The 16,715-nt window shown below is 38.6% G+C and carries 15 protein-coding genes and 3 tRNA genes; 15 read left to right on the top strand and 3 right to left on the bottom strand.

The window, feature by feature from the left end:
* Positions 1-6: 6 nt before the first annotated feature.
* Genes CVS93_RS00585 through CVS93_RS00515 form a run of 15 tightly spaced genes read left to right on the top strand, consistent with a single transcriptional unit; the run spans position 7 to position 15,813 of the window.
* Positions 7-396, top strand: a complete 390-nt coding sequence (locus CVS93_RS00585) for an NAD(P)H-quinone oxidoreductase subunit 3 (protein WP_072593995.1) — start codon at positions 7-9, stop codon at positions 394-396.
* Positions 378-890 (top strand): NuoB/complex I 20 kDa subunit family protein, encoded by a 513-nt coding sequence (locus CVS93_RS00580; RefSeq protein ID WP_021083979.1) that lies wholly within the window; start codon positions 378-380, stop codon positions 888-890. Before CVS93_RS00585 ends, CVS93_RS00580 begins: the two co-directional genes overlap by 19 nt.
* The gene (locus CVS93_RS00575; protein ID WP_107686164.1) at positions 887-1,645 is read left to right on the top strand and encodes an NADH-quinone oxidoreductase subunit C; all 759 of its coding nucleotides are present in this window, start codon (positions 887-889) and stop codon (positions 1,643-1,645) included. The genes CVS93_RS00580 and CVS93_RS00575 overlap by 4 nt, the downstream gene beginning before the upstream one ends.
* Positions 1,642-2,871 (top strand): NADH dehydrogenase (quinone) subunit D, encoded by a 1,230-nt coding sequence (gene nuoD, locus CVS93_RS00570; protein ID WP_107686163.1) that lies wholly within the window; start codon positions 1,642-1,644, stop codon positions 2,869-2,871. The genes CVS93_RS00575 and nuoD overlap by 4 nt, the downstream gene beginning before the upstream one ends.
* On the top strand, positions 2,868-3,098 hold the full coding sequence (locus CVS93_RS00565) for an NADH-ubiquinone oxidoreductase subunit E family protein (protein WP_103580240.1): 231 nt from the start codon (positions 2,868-2,870) through the stop codon (positions 3,096-3,098). Before nuoD ends, CVS93_RS00565 begins: the two co-directional genes overlap by 4 nt.
* Positions 3,095-3,805, top strand: coding sequence for a hypothetical protein (locus tag CVS93_RS00560; RefSeq protein WP_107686162.1), 711 nt, complete (start codon positions 3,095-3,097; stop codon positions 3,803-3,805). The genes CVS93_RS00565 and CVS93_RS00560 overlap by 4 nt, the downstream gene beginning before the upstream one ends.
* A complete protein-coding gene (locus tag CVS93_RS00555; RefSeq protein WP_107686161.1) occupies positions 3,802-6,102 on the top strand; it encodes an NADH-quinone oxidoreductase subunit G in 2,301 nt (766 codons plus the stop codon). Before CVS93_RS00560 ends, CVS93_RS00555 begins: the two co-directional genes overlap by 4 nt.
* Complete coding sequence (gene nuoH, locus CVS93_RS00550) at positions 6,095-7,090, top strand: NADH-quinone oxidoreductase subunit NuoH (RefSeq protein ID WP_107686160.1); 996 nt, start codon at positions 6,095-6,097, stop codon at positions 7,088-7,090. The genes CVS93_RS00555 and nuoH overlap by 8 nt, the downstream gene beginning before the upstream one ends.
* Before the next feature lie 8 nt (positions 7,091-7,098).
* Positions 7,099-7,716, top strand: coding sequence for an NADH-quinone oxidoreductase subunit NuoI (gene nuoI, locus CVS93_RS00545; protein ID WP_087578220.1), 618 nt, complete (start codon positions 7,099-7,101; stop codon positions 7,714-7,716).
* Between the two features lie 23 nt (positions 7,717-7,739).
* Positions 7,740-8,276, top strand: coding sequence for an NADH-quinone oxidoreductase subunit J (locus CVS93_RS00540; RefSeq protein WP_107686159.1), 537 nt, complete (start codon positions 7,740-7,742; stop codon positions 8,274-8,276).
* Complete coding sequence (nuoK, locus tag CVS93_RS00535; protein ID WP_004317991.1) at positions 8,273-8,575, top strand: NADH-quinone oxidoreductase subunit NuoK; 303 nt, start codon at positions 8,273-8,275, stop codon at positions 8,573-8,575. Before CVS93_RS00540 ends, nuoK begins: the two co-directional genes overlap by 4 nt.
* A 3-nt stretch (positions 8,576-8,578) precedes the next feature.
* A complete protein-coding gene (gene nuoL / locus CVS93_RS00530) occupies positions 8,579-10,417 on the top strand; it encodes an NADH-quinone oxidoreductase subunit L (RefSeq protein ID WP_107686158.1) in 1,839 nt (612 codons plus the stop codon).
* Positions 10,417-11,928, top strand: coding sequence for an NADH-quinone oxidoreductase subunit M (locus CVS93_RS00525; protein ID WP_107686157.1), 1,512 nt, complete (start codon positions 10,417-10,419; stop codon positions 11,926-11,928). Before nuoL ends, CVS93_RS00525 begins: the two co-directional genes overlap by 1 nt.
* Positions 11,925-13,415: an NADH-quinone oxidoreductase subunit NuoN gene (nuoN, locus tag CVS93_RS00520; RefSeq protein ID WP_107686156.1), complete on the top strand. Its 1,491-nt coding sequence runs from the start codon at positions 11,925-11,927 to the stop codon at positions 13,413-13,415. The genes CVS93_RS00525 and nuoN overlap by 4 nt, the downstream gene beginning before the upstream one ends.
* A 22-nt stretch (positions 13,416-13,437) precedes the next feature.
* On the top strand, positions 13,438-15,813 hold the full coding sequence (locus CVS93_RS00515) for a tetratricopeptide repeat protein (protein WP_107686155.1): 2,376 nt from the start codon (positions 13,438-13,440) through the stop codon (positions 15,811-15,813).
* Between the two features lie 538 nt (positions 15,814-16,351).
* Here the strand turns inward: CVS93_RS00515 and CVS93_RS00510 are convergent.
* The 3 genes from CVS93_RS00510 to CVS93_RS00500 form a co-directional block, all read right to left on the bottom strand.
* A tRNA-Glu gene (locus tag CVS93_RS00510) sits at positions 16,352-16,426 on the bottom strand.
* An 8-nt stretch (positions 16,427-16,434) separates the two neighbouring features.
* A tRNA-Lys gene (locus CVS93_RS00505) sits at positions 16,435-16,510 on the bottom strand.
* Between the two features lie 121 nt (positions 16,511-16,631).
* A tRNA-Asp gene (locus tag CVS93_RS00500) sits at positions 16,632-16,708 on the bottom strand.
* Positions 16,709-16,715 lie beyond the last annotated feature (7 nt).

The following is a 16,715-nucleotide window of genomic DNA, read 5'->3' as shown; positions in this document are numbered from 1 at the left end:
CAAAGTATGTCACATTCAGAGCTTGAAAGCACCTATTTTGGCGCATTTATCATACTTTTACTAGCGACTTGTTCATTTTGTTTAATAACATTCTTATCTTCAAAAATAAGCAAAAAACTAGCCAACCGCAATACCGAGCGTCTAAAACTTGGCTTTTATGAGTGTGGTCCAACCACCGTAAAACAGCCAAATAAGATAAATATCCACTACTTTTTTTATGGAATTTTATTTATTTTGTTTGATGTTGAGGTCATTTTTATGTATCCGTGGGCGGTGGATTTTAGGCTACTTGGAATTTTTGGACTAATTGAAATGTTGCTTTTTGTGGCGATTTTACTTATCGGCTTTGCTTATGCTTGGCAAAAAGGAGTCTTTAAATGGCAAAGCATCAGATAAACTACGCTGCAAATGGTGGCTTGCCAGTAGTTTTAACAACCGTTGATAAGCTCGTTCAATGGGGCAGGAGCAACTCGCTTTGGGCGCTTAGTTATGGACTTGCTTGCTGTGCGATCGAGATGATGGCAAGTGGCGCTAGCAGATATGACTTTGATAGATTTGGCACCATTTTTAGGGCTAGCCCAAGACACTCAGAGGTGATGATTATAGCTGGCACGCTAACTAAAAAACACGCTGAGTTTACAAGGCGTCTTTATGATCAGATGCCTGAGCCAAAATGGGTCATCTCAATGGGTAGCTGCGCAAATACTGGCGGCATGTTTAATACCTACTCTACCGTTCAAGGTGTGGATAGAATAATACCAGTTGATATCTACATCCCAGGCTGTGCTCCTCGCCCAGAGACACTTCAGTATGCACTTATGATGCTTCAAAAAAAGATAAGAAAGCAAAGTGCATTTAGGGCGCAAAAGCCAAGAAAGCTAGATATATGAGAGAGTATAAGCCAAATAATGATCTACAAAAAAAGCAGTATTACAAAGAGAAATTTTACATAGAAAAGCAGACGCCAAAAGATGAGGCAAGAGGTTCTAAATTTGATGAGGAGCTAGCCATCTTAGAGCAAAGCGGAGTAGAAATTTTATCTAGCTACGTGGAGTTTGATCAGCTTGTAATTTATGTAAATTCTAGTGAAAATTTTAAAGCGCTTGAGACACTAAAAAGCTTTGGCTACGAACAACTTAGCGAGCTTGCAGCACTTGATTTTATAAGTGCAAAAGGCGGATATGAGGTCTTTTATCAGCTTCTTAGCGTTAGTAAAAATAGACGCACTCGTGTAAAATGCTTTGTAAAAAAGGATGAAATGCTAAAAAGCGTCTGCGAGCTTTATAAAAGCGCAAACTGGGCTGAGCGTGAGATGTATGATCTAAGCGGCGTTCTCATCAAAGATCATCCAAATTTAAAGCGTCTTATAATGCCTGATGACTGGCACTCACACCCGCTCTTAAAGAGCTATCCGCTAACTGGTGACGAGGCTGCCAAATGGTACGAGGTGGATAAAATTTTTGGGCGTGAATTTAGAGAGCAAATTGGCGAAGAGAACCGCGATCCAGCTTATATTGAAGAGAAAGATACCTTTGGATTTTCAAGAGTATTTGACGAAGAGTACGAGTATCAAGAAGATGGTGGCGTAAAATTTGTCAAAAAGGCCAAATTTAACGAGAGCCAAATAGTAAAGGAAAGACCTTGAGCCAGGCACCAAACCGCTTAAAACCATTTTTTGAAAATTTAGAATTTGAGCAAAATGATGGCAAGATGATACTAAATTTTGGCCCACAGCACCCAAGTGCTCATGGTCAGTTAAAGCTTGTGCTTGAGCTTGATGGCGAAAAGGTCGTGCGTGCCATACCAGAGGTTGGCTTCATGCACCGAGGCGTTGAAAAAATGGCTGAAAATATGACCTATCAGGAATTTATCCCAGTAACTGACAGGGTCGATTACATCGCATCAAGTGCTAATAACTACGCGTTTTGTGCGGCTGTAGAGAAGCTTTGCGGTATCGAAGTGCCTCGCCGTGCGCAGATTATTAGAGTGATACTTTTAGAGCTAAACCGCATCAGCTCGCATCTTTTATTTTTAGCTACGCACGCCCTTGATGTGGGGGCAATGAGCGTCTTTTTATACGCATTTAGAGAGCGCGAATATGTCCTTGATCTCATAGAAAAATACTGCGGCGCAAGGCTAACTCATAGCTCCATAAGGATCGGTGGTGTGCCGCTTGATCTGCCTGATGGCTGGTGCGAGGAGTTGCTTAAATTTTGCGAGAAATTTCCAAGCGACATCACGCTTTACGAAGATCTACTAAGTGAAAATAGAATTTGGCAAGCAAGGCTTATAGATGTGGGCGTAATTAGCAAAGAACTAGCCCTTAGTAGCGGCTGCTCTGGCGTCATGCTAAGAGCAAGTGGTGTAGCGCGCGATATAAGAAAAGAAGAGCCTTATCTCATCTACGACGAGCTAGACTTTGACGTGCCTTATGCGACACACGGCGACTGCTACGCAAGATATCTGCTTTACATGAAAGAGATGCGTGAGTGTGCGAAAATTTTAAAGCAGTGTGTTAGCAAGTATCAAACAAGTAGCCCCGCTATCATCGCTGATGCGCCAGATTACGTGAGCGCTTCAAAAGAGCAGATAATGAGCCAAAACTACTCACTAATGCAACATTTTGTGCTAATAACTCAGGGACTAAAACCTCCAAAGGGCGAAATTTACTTTGCTAGCGAGTCGCCAAAGGGCGAGCTTGGAATTTATATAAACTCAGACGGTAGCGCAAGCCCATATCGCCTAAAAATTCGCACGCCAAGCTTTTGGCACTGCGCTATTTATGAAGATTTATTGGTAGGTCAGTACGTCGCTGATGTCGCTACGATAATTGGTAGCACAAATATCATCTTAGGCGAGGTCGATAGATGAGAAGGGTCGATCTTAGACACTTAAAGAGTGAGTTTTTGAGCGCTCTTGGACAGCAGATAAAGGCTAGCGAGCCTAATGAAGTGATTATATTTTTATTTGAGATAGGCGATTTTAGTGGTGTGACAAAGGCTGTAAATTTAGCCTATAATCTAAACTGCGAAGTGATGAACTCGCTTAAATTTAACCAAGTTGATTGGGTATTAACCATAAAAAAGGGCAAGATATGAAATTTAATGATTTAATAGCAGGTAAAAGCTTAAGCATTGCAAATTTACTAAGCTTGAGTGATAAAAATTTAGCAAAAAAGATAAAAGAGCACGAGTTTAAATACATTTCTTGCATCGAAGATAGCGAGCTTGGCGGCGAAAATTTAATCCGCTGCGAAATAGGCTCAATAAGCTACGTCTTGGCTCTTCTTTGCAAATACGCAAATTTATCTTGCGATGAGTTTTTTAGCGAGCTTGATGATGGGCTGATAAGTGGCGAGTGCAATGTTGGTGAAGAGGAATTTGAAGAGCTAGGCGAGTGGATAAAGGACGTTAAAAACATCATTGTTGATGATTCATTTTTTACTCATCCAGATAAAGACGCAATCTTTTGGCTACTTGAAATTTTAGGCAAAAATGTCGTTTTGGCTGGTGGTTACAGGAAAGAATTTAATGATTATCACAAAATAGACGAGCTAAAAGAGCTTGAAAATTTTGACGGAGCGGTCGTTTATCTAAACAAAAACGCAAGCGATGAGATCGTGGGCGGCGTGCAGTTTGGCATCGTAGCAAAGGCAAAAGATGGCGATATGCTAGATCTTAAAGCAAAAGATTTTAGTGTGAAGGCAAAATTTAAACTAGATCATTCGTTAAAAGGCACAGTTGCGATATTTGGCGCAAAAGAGTTTGATGGATACGCATTTAAGCAAGTAGTAGTTAGTAAATGAAAATAAGCATAAATGATCAAATTTTAGAAGCAGATGAGGGCGAGAGCATCTTAAATATCGCAAGGGCAAATGGAATTTATATCCCAGCTCTTTGCTATCTTAGTAGCTGCTCACCAACTCTTGCTTGTAGGCTTTGCATGGTCGAGGCAAATGGCAAAGTAGTTTATAGCTGCAATGCCAAAGCAAAAGAGGATATGCAAATTTATACAAACACGCCAGAAATCGCTGCCGAGCGAAATGCGATCATGCAGACTTATTGCGTAAATCATCCGATTCAATGTGGCGTTTGTGACAAAAGCGGCGAATGTGAACTACAAAATTTAACCACGCATCTAAAGGTAAATGAGCAAAAATTCGCCATCGCCGATACGCACAAACCACATAAAGAATGGGGGCTAATCAACTACGATCCAGCTCTTTGCATAGTCTGCGAAAGATGTGTCACTGTTTGTAAAGATAGGATCGGAGAGAGTGCGCTAAAGACCGTACCAAGGGGCGTTGAGGTGCCAAAAGAGCTAAAAGAGAGTATGCCAAAAGATGCCTATGCTGTTTTTAGCAAGATGCAAAAAAGCTTAATAGGTCCAAGCGTGGGCGAGAGTTTAGACTGCTCATTTTGTGGCGAGTGTATCAGCATTTGTCCTACTGGAGCACTCATTAGTTCGCATTTTCAATATAGCACAAATATCTGGGAGCTAAACCCTATCCCAGCAGCAAATCCACATCAAAGCGACTGCGAGCTAATTTACTATGATGTAAAAGAAAAGAGCACTAGTGACAGAAGTAAGCAAATTTACCGCATCAGCAATGATTTTACATTTGGCGAGATAAGTGGAGCAGCTAGGTTTGGTTATGACTTTCACAACGAGCTTGCCTGTAAAAATGAAGAAAAATTTGAAGAGATTGTTTTAAATATTAAAAATGGCGCGATCAAAAATATAAAATTTAATAGCTTTATCACGAACGAAGAGGCCCTTATTTTAGAGCGTTTAAGAGAGAAATTTGATCTAAATTTAATAAATAATGAGGCGCTAAATTATCAAAAATTTTTAAATAAATTTAGCGAATTTAGTGGGCTTAGCTCATATAATGCAGACTATGAAGATATTAAAAAAAGCGATTTTATCATCAGTGCTGGCAGTTTCTTAAGGCATGAGAGTCCAGTGACAAGCTTTAAGTTAAATAACGCTTTAAAAATGAACAAAGCAGCTGGAATTTACTTTCATCACATAGCCGATGAGATCGTTAAAAAATATTCTAAAAATTTTATCTATGTAGCACATGAAGCTGGAAAATTAGAGCAAATTTTACTTTTTATACTTAAAAACTGGGGTGAAAATTTACCTAGCGCACTTACATCAAAACTTGAAAATTTTGATGAAAATTTTGGCTTAGATGTACCGGCCTTAAGTGATGGCAAAAACAATTTTACGCTCATTTTAGGAAGCGATTTTTATACGGACGAAAATGCAGATTTACTAGCAGCACTTACTGGAGTGATCGCAAGAGCTACGCCGTTTCGTGTGATGCTAATACCGCCACGCACAAACTCACTTGGCGTTGCTAAAATTTGCACTCTTACAAGCGAAAAAAAGCCTGGCAAGACGCTTGGCTATAACGAAAATGGTGATTATAAATTTAGCATCTTTGAAGGCGATATCGATGCTAGCGCACTAAATCAGCAAGAAGGTACATTTACAAGCATAAATAACGCCTTAGTGCCAACAAATGTAGCGATACCGCACAAAGGTTATTTTCTAAACGATATTGCAAATGCACTTGGACTAATGGCTAAAAATACGATTGATTACACGCCACTTTTACCAAAAGAAAAGGGTTATAGAGGCATTAAATTTGATGATTTAGAAAATTTTTACGCAAACGACGGAACAAGTCACAGAGGCTACAAGCTTGAAATTTCAAATTTTACACCAAATGATGATATAGAGCCACTTTTAAAAGATAGCAAGAGTATAAATTTAAAAGACGACGAAGCACTTATAGGTCTTGCAAATCCTATAAATTTGCCATCATTTTTTGCAAACTATGCCACTCAAACAGCTAAAAGAGCGAAGCTTTATGCAAGTAGCGATTTTATGGATAAATTTGAAATTTTACAAAATGAAGCGATTATTTTAGAAAAAGATGGGCACAAGCTTGCCATTTGCGTGGAGCTTGATAGCGAGCTTGGCGGAGTTGCTGCGTATTTAGGCGATTATGACGACAAACTTGATGTGGGCGTTATATTTAATGGCAAAAGCTACGCCCCAGTTAAAATCATAAAGGCAAAAGATGAGTGAAACACTATTTTTTGTGCTAAGCACTATCATTAAAGCTATGGTCATCTTAGCCGTCATGGCAAGCCTTGCAGGGCTTGCGACTTATGCTGAGAGAAAGGTATTAGCCTACATGCAGCGCCGCGTTGGACCTGATATGGTAGGGCCAGCTGGGATTTTACAGATAGTAGCTGACATGATAAAACTCTTTACAAAAGAGGATATCGTACCAGCAAATACGAATAAATTTATCTTTTTAATAGCTCCACTAATATCAGCCATTGCCGCGTTTGCAGCGCTTGCACCTGTGCCATTTTTGCCTGAGTTTGAAATTTTTGGACATACATTACGTCCGATTCTCTCAGATATAAATGTTGGTATTTTATACATCGCTGGCGTTGCTTCAGTTTGCGTCTTCTCTCCACTTGCAGCAGGTCTTGCTAGCTATAATAAATTTGCACTAATTAGCGCGGCTCGCGCAGTAGTCTCACTTCTTAGTTTCGAAATAGTCGCTGGCATGGCTCTTTTAAGCGTCGTAATGGTAACTAGCTCACTCTCACTTGTGGATATAAACAACTATCAAAAAGGAATTTTTGGTTGGCTTATATTCAAGCAGCCACTTGCCTTTTTGCTCTTTTTAATAGCAAGCTTTGTGGAGTGCAATAGAACGCCATTTTGCTTAACAGAGAACGAAACAGAGATAGTGGCAGGCTATGGCACCGAGTATAGCGGCATGAGATGGGCGATGTTTTTCATCGGCGAATACACAAATATGATCGCTGCTAGCATCATCATTACGATTTTATTTTTAGGTGGATTTAACGAATTTTTATTTATCCCAGGTGCTTTAATGATCATCTTAAAATCAAGCATTGTCTTTTTCTTTTTTCTTTGGGTAAGGGCTTCATGGGCACATTTAAGAGTTGATCAGTTAAGTGCATTTTGCTGGAAAATTTTACTTCCGCTTGGAATTTTAAATATCGTAATCACTGGCTTTATGCTACTAATCTAAGGCGAAAAATGAGTGAGAAAAAATATATTTTAATAGATGAAAAGTTAAAGCCAAAGAGCACGTTTGATAAATTTAAGCACTTCATCGCTATCACATTTAAGCCTGATCTTTTGATCGGACTAAAAGTCACGATAAAGCAGATGCTCTTTAGCAAGTCGCATACTTTAAAATATCCTATGCAAAAGATGGAGCTAAATGCTAGATATAGAGGTATTCACAAGCTTTTGAAATTTGTTGAAAGTGAAAATGAACGTTGCATTGGATGTGGGTTATGTGAGAAAATTTGCGTTAGCAACTGCATTTCGATGAAAACTTCACTTGGCGAAGATGGGCGCAAAAAGGTCGCAAGCTACTCGATAAATTTAAGTAGATGCGTGTATTGTGGATTTTGCGCTGATGTTTGTCCTGAGCTTGCGATAGTTTGCGGACAAGAGTACGAAGTCGCAAGCGAGAGCAGGATTATATTTGGCACAAAAGATGAGTTTTTGACAAAGGATAAATTTTTAAAAGATCAAAGCGAGTTTGAAGGATACGGAGCACTTCCTAAAAATGCTGATAGCTTAATCAAAAAGACGCCAAATGCATTTATAAGCGAAAATGAAAATGAGACAAAAAGTGATGAGTAGTATAAATTTTAAAAGGGCAAAAGATGTATGAGAGCTTTGCATTTTATCTTTTTAGTGCCTTGGTTTTAGTTAGTTTTTCTTTTAGCGTATTTTGTAAAAACGCACTAAATGCAGTATCTGCACTAGCTGCTGGTATGGTCTTTATCTCGGCTATATTTTTCTTACTTGGAGCGGAATTTCTAGGCGTAGTGCAGATAATAGTCTACACAGGTGCTGTGGTCGTTTTATACGCATTTGCGATGATGTTTTTTGATAGCAGTAAAGAATGTGAGTCAAAAAGTAGCAAAAAAGCAAAGATCACCATCTATCTTTTAAGTAGCTTTATAGCTCTTCTTTTGATATTTATATTTTTAGCTCCTATTTATGGTGCAAAATTTGATGGATTAAGTCCCATTGCTAGCGAGCTTGGCAATATCGAGGCTATTGGAATTTTGCTTTTTAGCAAGTATTTAATCGCTTTTGAGATGTGCGCTGTAATGCTTCTTGTAGCAATGGTTGCTGGCATTATCTTGATACATAAAGATCTAGATGCGCAAAGCAAATTTGAGGAGATGCTATGATAGGCCTTACTCACTACCTCATCCTAGCAAGTCTAGTCTTTGTCATAGGGCTTGTTGGCATAATGAGAAGAAGAAATTTGATAATGCTATTTTTCTCAAGCGAAATTTTACTAAACTCAGCAAACATCGCACTTGCAGCTATCTCAAAATACTACTTTGATCTAACTGGGCAGATCATCGCTTTTTTTATAGTAGCCATCGCCGCTAGCGAGGTCGCCGTGGGACTAGGTCTGCTCGTGCTTTGGTATAAAAAGACTGGCAGCATCAGTTTAGATTCGATGACAAATATGAAAGGCTAAGAGATGATTTTATTTTGTATTTCGCTATTTTTTCCGCTTCTTAGCTTCATCATAGCTGGCATCTTTTCGCATAGCAGTAAGAATTTATTTATCGGTCTTTTTTGCTCACTTCTCATGATCGTTAGTGCCACAGCCTCGCTTATGCTAACGGCTAGTCTTAGCGTAGATGAGCCTTTAAATTTAACCCTAAAAGAGTTTATAAATTTTGGCTCGCTTGATCTTAGCTTTAGCTTCTACCTTGATGCGATCAGCCTTGTGGTGCTTAGCACCGTGGGCGTGGTCGCTAGCATCGTGCATATCTACTCCATTGGCTACATGAGAGATGATGCGAGTTTTAACCGCTTTTTTAGCTACCTTGGGCTCTTTGTCTTTTGCATGAATGTCCTTGTATCAAGCGATAACTTCATAGGGCTATTTATCGGCTGGGAGGGCGTTGGACTTTGCTCGTGGTTACTCATTGGCTTTTGGTATAAAAGGCCTAGCGCAAACGTCGCTGCAAACGAAGCCTTTGTGATGAATAGAGTGGCTGACCTTGCCATGCTTGTTGGCATTTTTTATATATTTTATAGCTTTGGCTCACTTAAATTTAGCGAGGTTTTTAACGCTAGAAGCGACCTTTCTGGGCTAAATTTAGGCATCATCGCCACACTTCTTTTTATAGGCGCTATGGGTAAAAGCGCGCAGTTTCCATTTCACACTTGGCTTGCAAACGCCATGGAGGGCCCAACGCCGGTTTCTGCCCTCATCCACGCTGCGACCATGGTAACAGCTGGCGTCTATCTAGTCATACGCGCAAATTTCATCTTTACAAACGTGCCTGAAGTCTCGCACTTTATCGCCTGCCTTGGTGCATTTGTAGCGGTTTTTGCAGCAAGCATCGCACTTGTGCATAACGACCTTAAAAAAATAGTCGCCTACTCGACACTCTCACAGCTTGGCTATATGTTCGTAGCTGCTGGACTTGGCGCTTATAAGATTGCACTTTTTCACCTTGTCACGCACGCATTTTTCAAATCACTTCTCTTTTTATGCGCTGGCAACGTTATGCACGCGATGAATGACGAGCTAAATATCAAAAAAATGGGCGGACTTTATAAATTTATGAAGCCAACGGCGCTCCTTTCTATCATCGCAAGCTGCGCACTAGCTGGATTTTATCCATTTGCTGGCTTTTTCTCGAAAGATAAAATTTTAGAGGTTGCTTTTAGTGAGAATAAATTTTTATGGATTATTTTACTCTTTGGCGCCGTACTTACGGCATTTTATAGTTTTAGGCTCGTTATGCTAGTCTTCTTTGCAAAGCCAAAGGGCGAGAAACACGTTCATGAAGCTAAAAACTATATGCTAGCTGGCATGGGCATACTTGGAATTCTCTCAGTCATAAGTGGCTTTTTTTGGAGTAACTTTAGTGAGTTTTTAGAAAAAAGCTTAAATAATTTTTCACTAAATTTATCTCACGGCAGCGAAATTTTCTTGCTCGTTTTAACACTTGGTCTAGTGCTAGCAAGTGCTGGCTTTGCAGTATTTGCCTATAAAAGAGAAATTTTTAAAGAGAGCATTTGTGAGAGCAGAACTTATAAAATTTTACAAAATGCCTACTTTATACCAAAATTTTATGAGAAATTTTTCATAAATGGCTACACAAAGCTATCTCAAATTTGCAAAAAATTTGATGAGATGATAATAGATAAGAGCGTCGATCTAGTCGCACTTGCCTTTACTAAATTTGCATTTTTAGCAAACAAAATGCAAAGTGGCGACTTAAGCATTATGCTTAGGTTTATGGTCGCAGGATTTGCCTTGCTTTTAAGCTTTATATTTTTATTAAACGGAGCCAAATAATGCTAAGTGTAATCATATTTTTCCCTGCAATAAGCGCAATACTTGGCTTTTTAATAGAAAATAAAAGCATAAAATTTTATGGAGCAAGCATCGCGCTGATCGAGCTTTTGCTAGCTATTTTTATCTGCGTAAATGTCGATTTTCAGGGTTATGACTTTGTTTTAACGCATCAAGTCTCGCTCATACCAAGCCTAAATATCAGCTATTTTGTCGGCATCGACACCATTTCGCTAGCACTTATCGTACTTAGTGCATTTATGAGCTTCATCTCTATCGCCGCACTTAGCGATGATGGAAATTTAAAGCACCTAATTATTAGCGTGCTCTTTTTAGAGAGCACGATGATGGGCGTCTTTAGCGCGCTTGATATGATTTTATTTTACAGCTTTTGGGAGCTTAGCCTCATACCGCTTCTTTACATCATCGGTGCATTTGGCAGTAAAAATAGAATTTACGCGGCGATTAAATTTTTCATCTATACATTTTTAGGCTCTGTCTTTATGCTAGTAGCGATCATCTTTATCGGCTATTTGTGCTATCAAAAAAGTGGGGTCTTTAGCTTTAGCTTGCTTGACTGGTATAAGCTTGGTATCGGACAAAGTGCTCAAATTTGGCTATTTTTAGCGTTTTTCTTCGCCTTTGGTGTGAAAACTCCATTATTTCCATTTCACACGTGGCTGCCTTACGCGCACGGACAGGCTCCGACTATCGGCTCGGTGCTGCTTGCTAGCGTGCTTTTAAAGATGGGCACTTACGGCTTTGTGAGATTTTCACTTCCACTTTTTCCAGATGCGAGCCTGCTTTTAAGCGGCTTTGTCTGCGTCATAGCTATCATAATGATCATCTACGCAGCTCTCGTTGCCTACGCACAAAGCGACATGAAACAAGTGATCGCTTATAGCTCCATTTCACACATGGGCGTTATCATGATAGGCATCTTTTCACTAAATTTAATAGGCCTTGGTGGCTCAATATTTTTGATGATAAGCCACGGCATCGTAAGTGGCGCGCTATTTTTGTTAGTTGGCGTCATCTACGAGAGGGCTCACACCAAAGAAATTTGCGAATTTGGCGGCCTTGCCAAGGTGATGCCAAAATACGCACTTATATTTTTTATAGCAACGCTTGCAAGTATCGGTTTGCCACTAACGATTGGCTTTGTGGGCGAGTTTTTGAGCCTACTTGGCGTATTTAAGCTAAACAAGCTCTTTGCGCTACTTGGTGGCTTTAGCATCATTGTGGGCGCTATTTATATGCTGGTGCTTTATAAAAGGATCTTTTTTGGCGAATGCAAGGAGAAAAATTTAAGCCTTAAGGATCTAAATTTTAAAGAGTTAGTCGCTCTTGTGCCACTTTGCTTACTCATTATCGCCCTTGGTATCGCTCCAAATTTAATCCTAAAACCACTTGAGCCAAGCGTGCAAAATATCATAAGCAAAATGCAAACTAGAGCTGTAAATAGCGGCACAAAGGATAAAATTTCATCTTTAAATGGCGGGAGCAAACTATGAACGAAATAGCCTTTTTAGACCTTAAAGAAATTTCTTTATCTTCGGTTGCTCCGATGCTTAGCATGATAATTTTTGCGCTTTTTATCTTAATCGTTGGCACCATAAAAAAGGATCTTTCAAGAAATTTCTACTGCGTATTTTGTATCATCGCAATATTTGTAAATTTAGGTCTAATACTTGATTTTAACGGTCTTAGCCTTAGCTTTTGGGATATGCTTTTGGTTGATGGCGTTTCGGTCATTTCTCAAGTCATCATCCTCATTGCTTCATCCCTTTTTATCCCGCTTGCACTTAGCACAAAAGAGTATTTTGAGTATAAAATTTACGAGTATTACGCTCTATTTTTGTTTATGATTGCTGGATTTTTATTTATGGTGAGCTCAAATAACCTACTCATTATCTTTTTAGGCCTTGAGATCAGCTCGCTTTGCCTCTACACCCTAATCGCCCTTCATAATAAGGCAAAAAGCGTAGAAGCTGCCATTAAATACTTTGCTATGGGCTCGCTCTCGGCTGGCTTTTTTGCGATGGCAATAGCGATGTTTTATCTAGCGACAAACTCAATAGACATCGATCGTATCGGCGTTGTGATAAAAGATCTTAGCCTAAATCAAAATTTGATCATCTTACTTGGCTGCGTTTTCATCGCCTCAGCCATTGGCTTTAAGCTCTCACTCATACCATTTCACACATGGATCCCAGACGTTTATGAAGGCTCAAATGCCCCGCTAGCAGGCTATATGTCGATCGTGCCAAAGGTAGCAGCATTTATCGTCGCGTTAAGAATTTTTGCGATGCTTGAGGGTTCACAAATTCCATGGATAAAAGATATGCTCTACATCATCGCCGTGCTTACGATGAGCCTTGCAAACATCATGGCGCTAGTGCAAAAAGACGTAAAAAGGATGCTCGCTTTTAGCTCCATAGCTCACGCTGGTGTCGTGCTTTGCGCGCTTGTAGCAAATTCTCACGAGGCAAATGTCGCCTTGTTTTTCTACTGGATCATGTTTTTGTTTGCAAATTTGGGCGCATTTTCTATGCTCTGGGTGGCAAGGTGCGACGATGTAGTCTGCTGGGATAAGCGTTTTAAACATCCATTTGAGAAATTTTCAGGGCTTATTAAAATTTTACCAAGCTATGCCGTGATAATGGGAATTTTTATGATAGCCCTTGCTGGCATACCGCCTTTTAGCGTATTTTGGGGCAAAATGGTACTTGTAGCCTCGCTCATAAAAGCTGACTATGTCGTGCTTAGCCTCATCATCATGATAAACTCGGCGATTGCTATCTACTACTACCTAAAGCTCATTGTCTTTATGTTTTTAAAAGAGCCTATCGTAAAAGATAAAAACCTCTACACCGCAAACGTCTCGATGGCACTAAAGGTAATAGTTGGCATCGCAGTGGCCGGAACGGTCTTTGCCTTTTTCTTTTCTGGGGCGATTTTAGAATTTATTGGGCATTTTGTCTTTGCTTCAGGATTTTAGAAAATTTAACTATAATGGCGGAATGAAAAAGCTCTTAATCATTTTATTTTTTCCGCTTTATCTAACTGCTTTTAGCCTTAGTCTAAACAGCGGCGCAAATGGCAATAAGCCTTACAGCGTCCTACAACTAAGTGATGAGCAAGAATTTGAATGTGTGGAGCAAATTTTAGCCTATGATACAAAGCGCTACGTCTGCATGCTCGATGATGGAATTTTGCCTAACATCGAGGACACGACGCTACCACTAATGGATATAAAATACAAAAAACAAGATGGCAAGCTTTTTATCGTCATAATGCCAAAAGCACCGTCAAAACTGCTAAATATAAAAACTGAGCTTTATAGTAGCCAAAACGTACAAGATAGCCCAAAAACAACCATTTCAAAACACTTTAGCATCATTATAGATACTTCGCTCATTGAAAATAGCAAGAGAAAGTCTGGGCTAAATTTTAAACCTGATTTTAAAGATATGCTAAATCCTAGTATTGGAGCGCTTGATCTTAACAAAGCCCCTATTGCTGGGCTTGATAGTAATGACATTGATATATACATAAGCATAAAAAGAGCTTATGAAAAGGGCGCTTATGAAAATGTAGTAAAAGATACTCAAACAGCGATAAAAAGGCATCCAAATAGCCTTTTTTCAAGTGAATTTTTACTATTTCGTCTAAGGGCTCTTGATAAAATTTTTGAGACAAAAAATGAGTTTGAAGAGATCGAGCCAAAAGATATCGTAAGCGAAGGTAGGGCTTGGATCAGAAAATTCCCATCTGATGAAAACTATCCAGAGGTGCTCTACCTAATCGCTAGAGCCTACCTAAAAGATAGCATCGCAAGTGATGCAAAATATATGCTTGATATCTTAAACGAAGAGCACGCAAACTCAAAATTTACAAAACTTACAGCGCTTGATTACGCTGATTATCTCTACAAGATAGGCAGACAAAAGGAGGCTCTAAAAGACTATGAAAAAGTGCTTTACTCCACAAACGACATCGACATTGCAAGTAGAGCAGCACTAAGCCTAGCTGATGCAAATATTGATAAAGAAAAATTTGATGAAGCAAAGAAATTTATACTAAAAATCGCAAATGCGAATGAAAAATTTTTTATGAACAACCCAACAAAGTCGATGAATCTTGCAACCACATTTGCCAGTAAAGATATGCCTGATGTGGCTGCTAAAATTTATGAAATCTTGATAAACAATAGCGATAGGACGAAAGATTTTTATGAAGTTGCTTTAAAAAATTTAGCACTAAATCTAGCCAAAACAAAAGATGAGAAAAAAGCATACGAATACTTAAATAGATATGAGACAGAGTTTAAATATGGTGATTATATCGATGAAGTCACTAAAGCAAAAGATGGGTTATTTTTTGAAGAAGAGGATAAAAATACTACTGCACTTCATGCAAGATATAAAGAGCTAATTGAAAAATATGCTGGAACAAATATTAGCCAAAAGGCTTTAATAAGCGAGCTTGAGCTGGATATTAAAGAGCGCAAATTCTCCGATGCACTATCTTACAAAACCATGGCAAAAGATGGAAATTTAAGCAAGGCAATGGATCTAATAAATGAAGCTGCGCTAGAGCTTACAAAAGAGTATTTTATAAAAGATGATTGCACGGCTGTTATAAATTTACTTGAAAACTACGATATAAATAAAATTTCATTACCACAATTTAAGCTCTTTAACTGCTATTACAGAACGGCCCGCTACAACGATGCACTTGAGTTAACAAAAGCTCATGCAAAAGATGAAAATTTAGAAGACAGAGTTGAGTGGCTGGTAAATTTGAGCAAAATTTTATATAAAAACAAAGACTATGAGCATGCGATCATTACTGCAAATGATGCGCTTTCACTTGGCTCATCAGTCGAATACTCAGATCCAACACCATCTCTTTTTGATAGGTTTTACTCATTGCTTGCATTAAAACGCTTTACGGAGGCGATCTCAACCATTAGCGCTATCGAGCAGCTAAGAGGCCAAGACTTTAAGATTATCGAAGCATATACAGCTATAAGCGACTACGCGATAAAAAGTAATGACTACGCTATCGCTACAACGTATGCTAAAAAAGCTCTTGAGCTACAAACAAAAGCCAAAATAAATACATTTTCGCCAAAGATAAATTTTAACTACTCAGAAGCATTATTAAAGACAGATAACCTAGGTGAGGCACTTGATGAGGCGAAATTTATACTAAACATGAAGCTTGAACCAGAAGATCGCTTACACGCTTTAAATTTGATAAGTGAAATTTATATAAGACAAAAGCAGTTTAAGTTGGCTAGGCCTTATTTAAACGAGTGCTCTGACTCAAATTTTGTAAGCCCGTATAAAGATGCTTGCAAAGCTAAGCTTGATATGATAGGTAAAAACTAAATGCAAAGAAATAGCTTGTTTGCTAGTTTTATATTTGAGCTTAAATTTTAACCTTTATTTTTGCTATTTAAGTTAAGCTTTCTTCAATTACGTATTTAATTTTTTATATTGCCATCAAATGCTCTTTATATTATAAAAATAGCTATATTTTATCGTAAGCCTTAATGATTTTAACGCACGAGCCCTGGTATGATCTTAAAATCTTTATTAACAAATGTAGGCTGTTTTACGTTTTATAAGCTTAAAAATTAAAAATGCTTAATAAGTTTTTTACCCAATAGATCAAAGCAAAAACAACTTGTAACGCTCTGTAATCACGTTTCTATGATGTACTTTTATTATATTTATAAAGATTTTTAGCTTATTGCAAATTATCTTCTAAATTTTATTACTTTATTACACATCCATTGAGCAACATTATAAAAAATAATTTTACTTTTTTAGTAGCAATTTTCTAAGCAAATCAGTACAAATTTTGAAGAAATTTTCTAGAAAAATTTCTGTGTAATAAATTGAAAAGCAACAAGGATTAGAAAAATGGTGACCCATACGAGACTCGAACTCGTGTTACCAACGTGAGAGGCTGGTGTCCTAACCGCTAGACGAATGGGCCAAAATGGATGGTGCCCCGTGTAGGCCTCGAACCTACGACCCCATCATTAAGAGTGATATGCTCTACCAACTGAGCTAACGAGGCAAGATTAAATAGTAATAATAAATCTTAAAGTGTTATCTTAGAACTTATAATCTTAAAATTTAATTTGATACTCAATAATGGGTGCTTTATTAGACATGACCTTAACCTAAGGTTTAATGGATGGCGCAGCGGACGGGGCTCGAACCCGCGACCTCCGCCGTGACAGGGCGGCATTCTAACCAACTGAACTACCGCTGCACCTAAA

This window comes from Campylobacter concisus, assembly GCF_003048535.1.
GTDB classification, from domain to species: domain Bacteria; phylum Campylobacterota; class Campylobacteria; order Campylobacterales; family Campylobacteraceae; genus Campylobacter_A; species Campylobacter_A concisus_S.
Note: the sequence above shows the minus strand (reverse complement) of the source record. Positions and strands in the feature narration are given on the sequence as shown.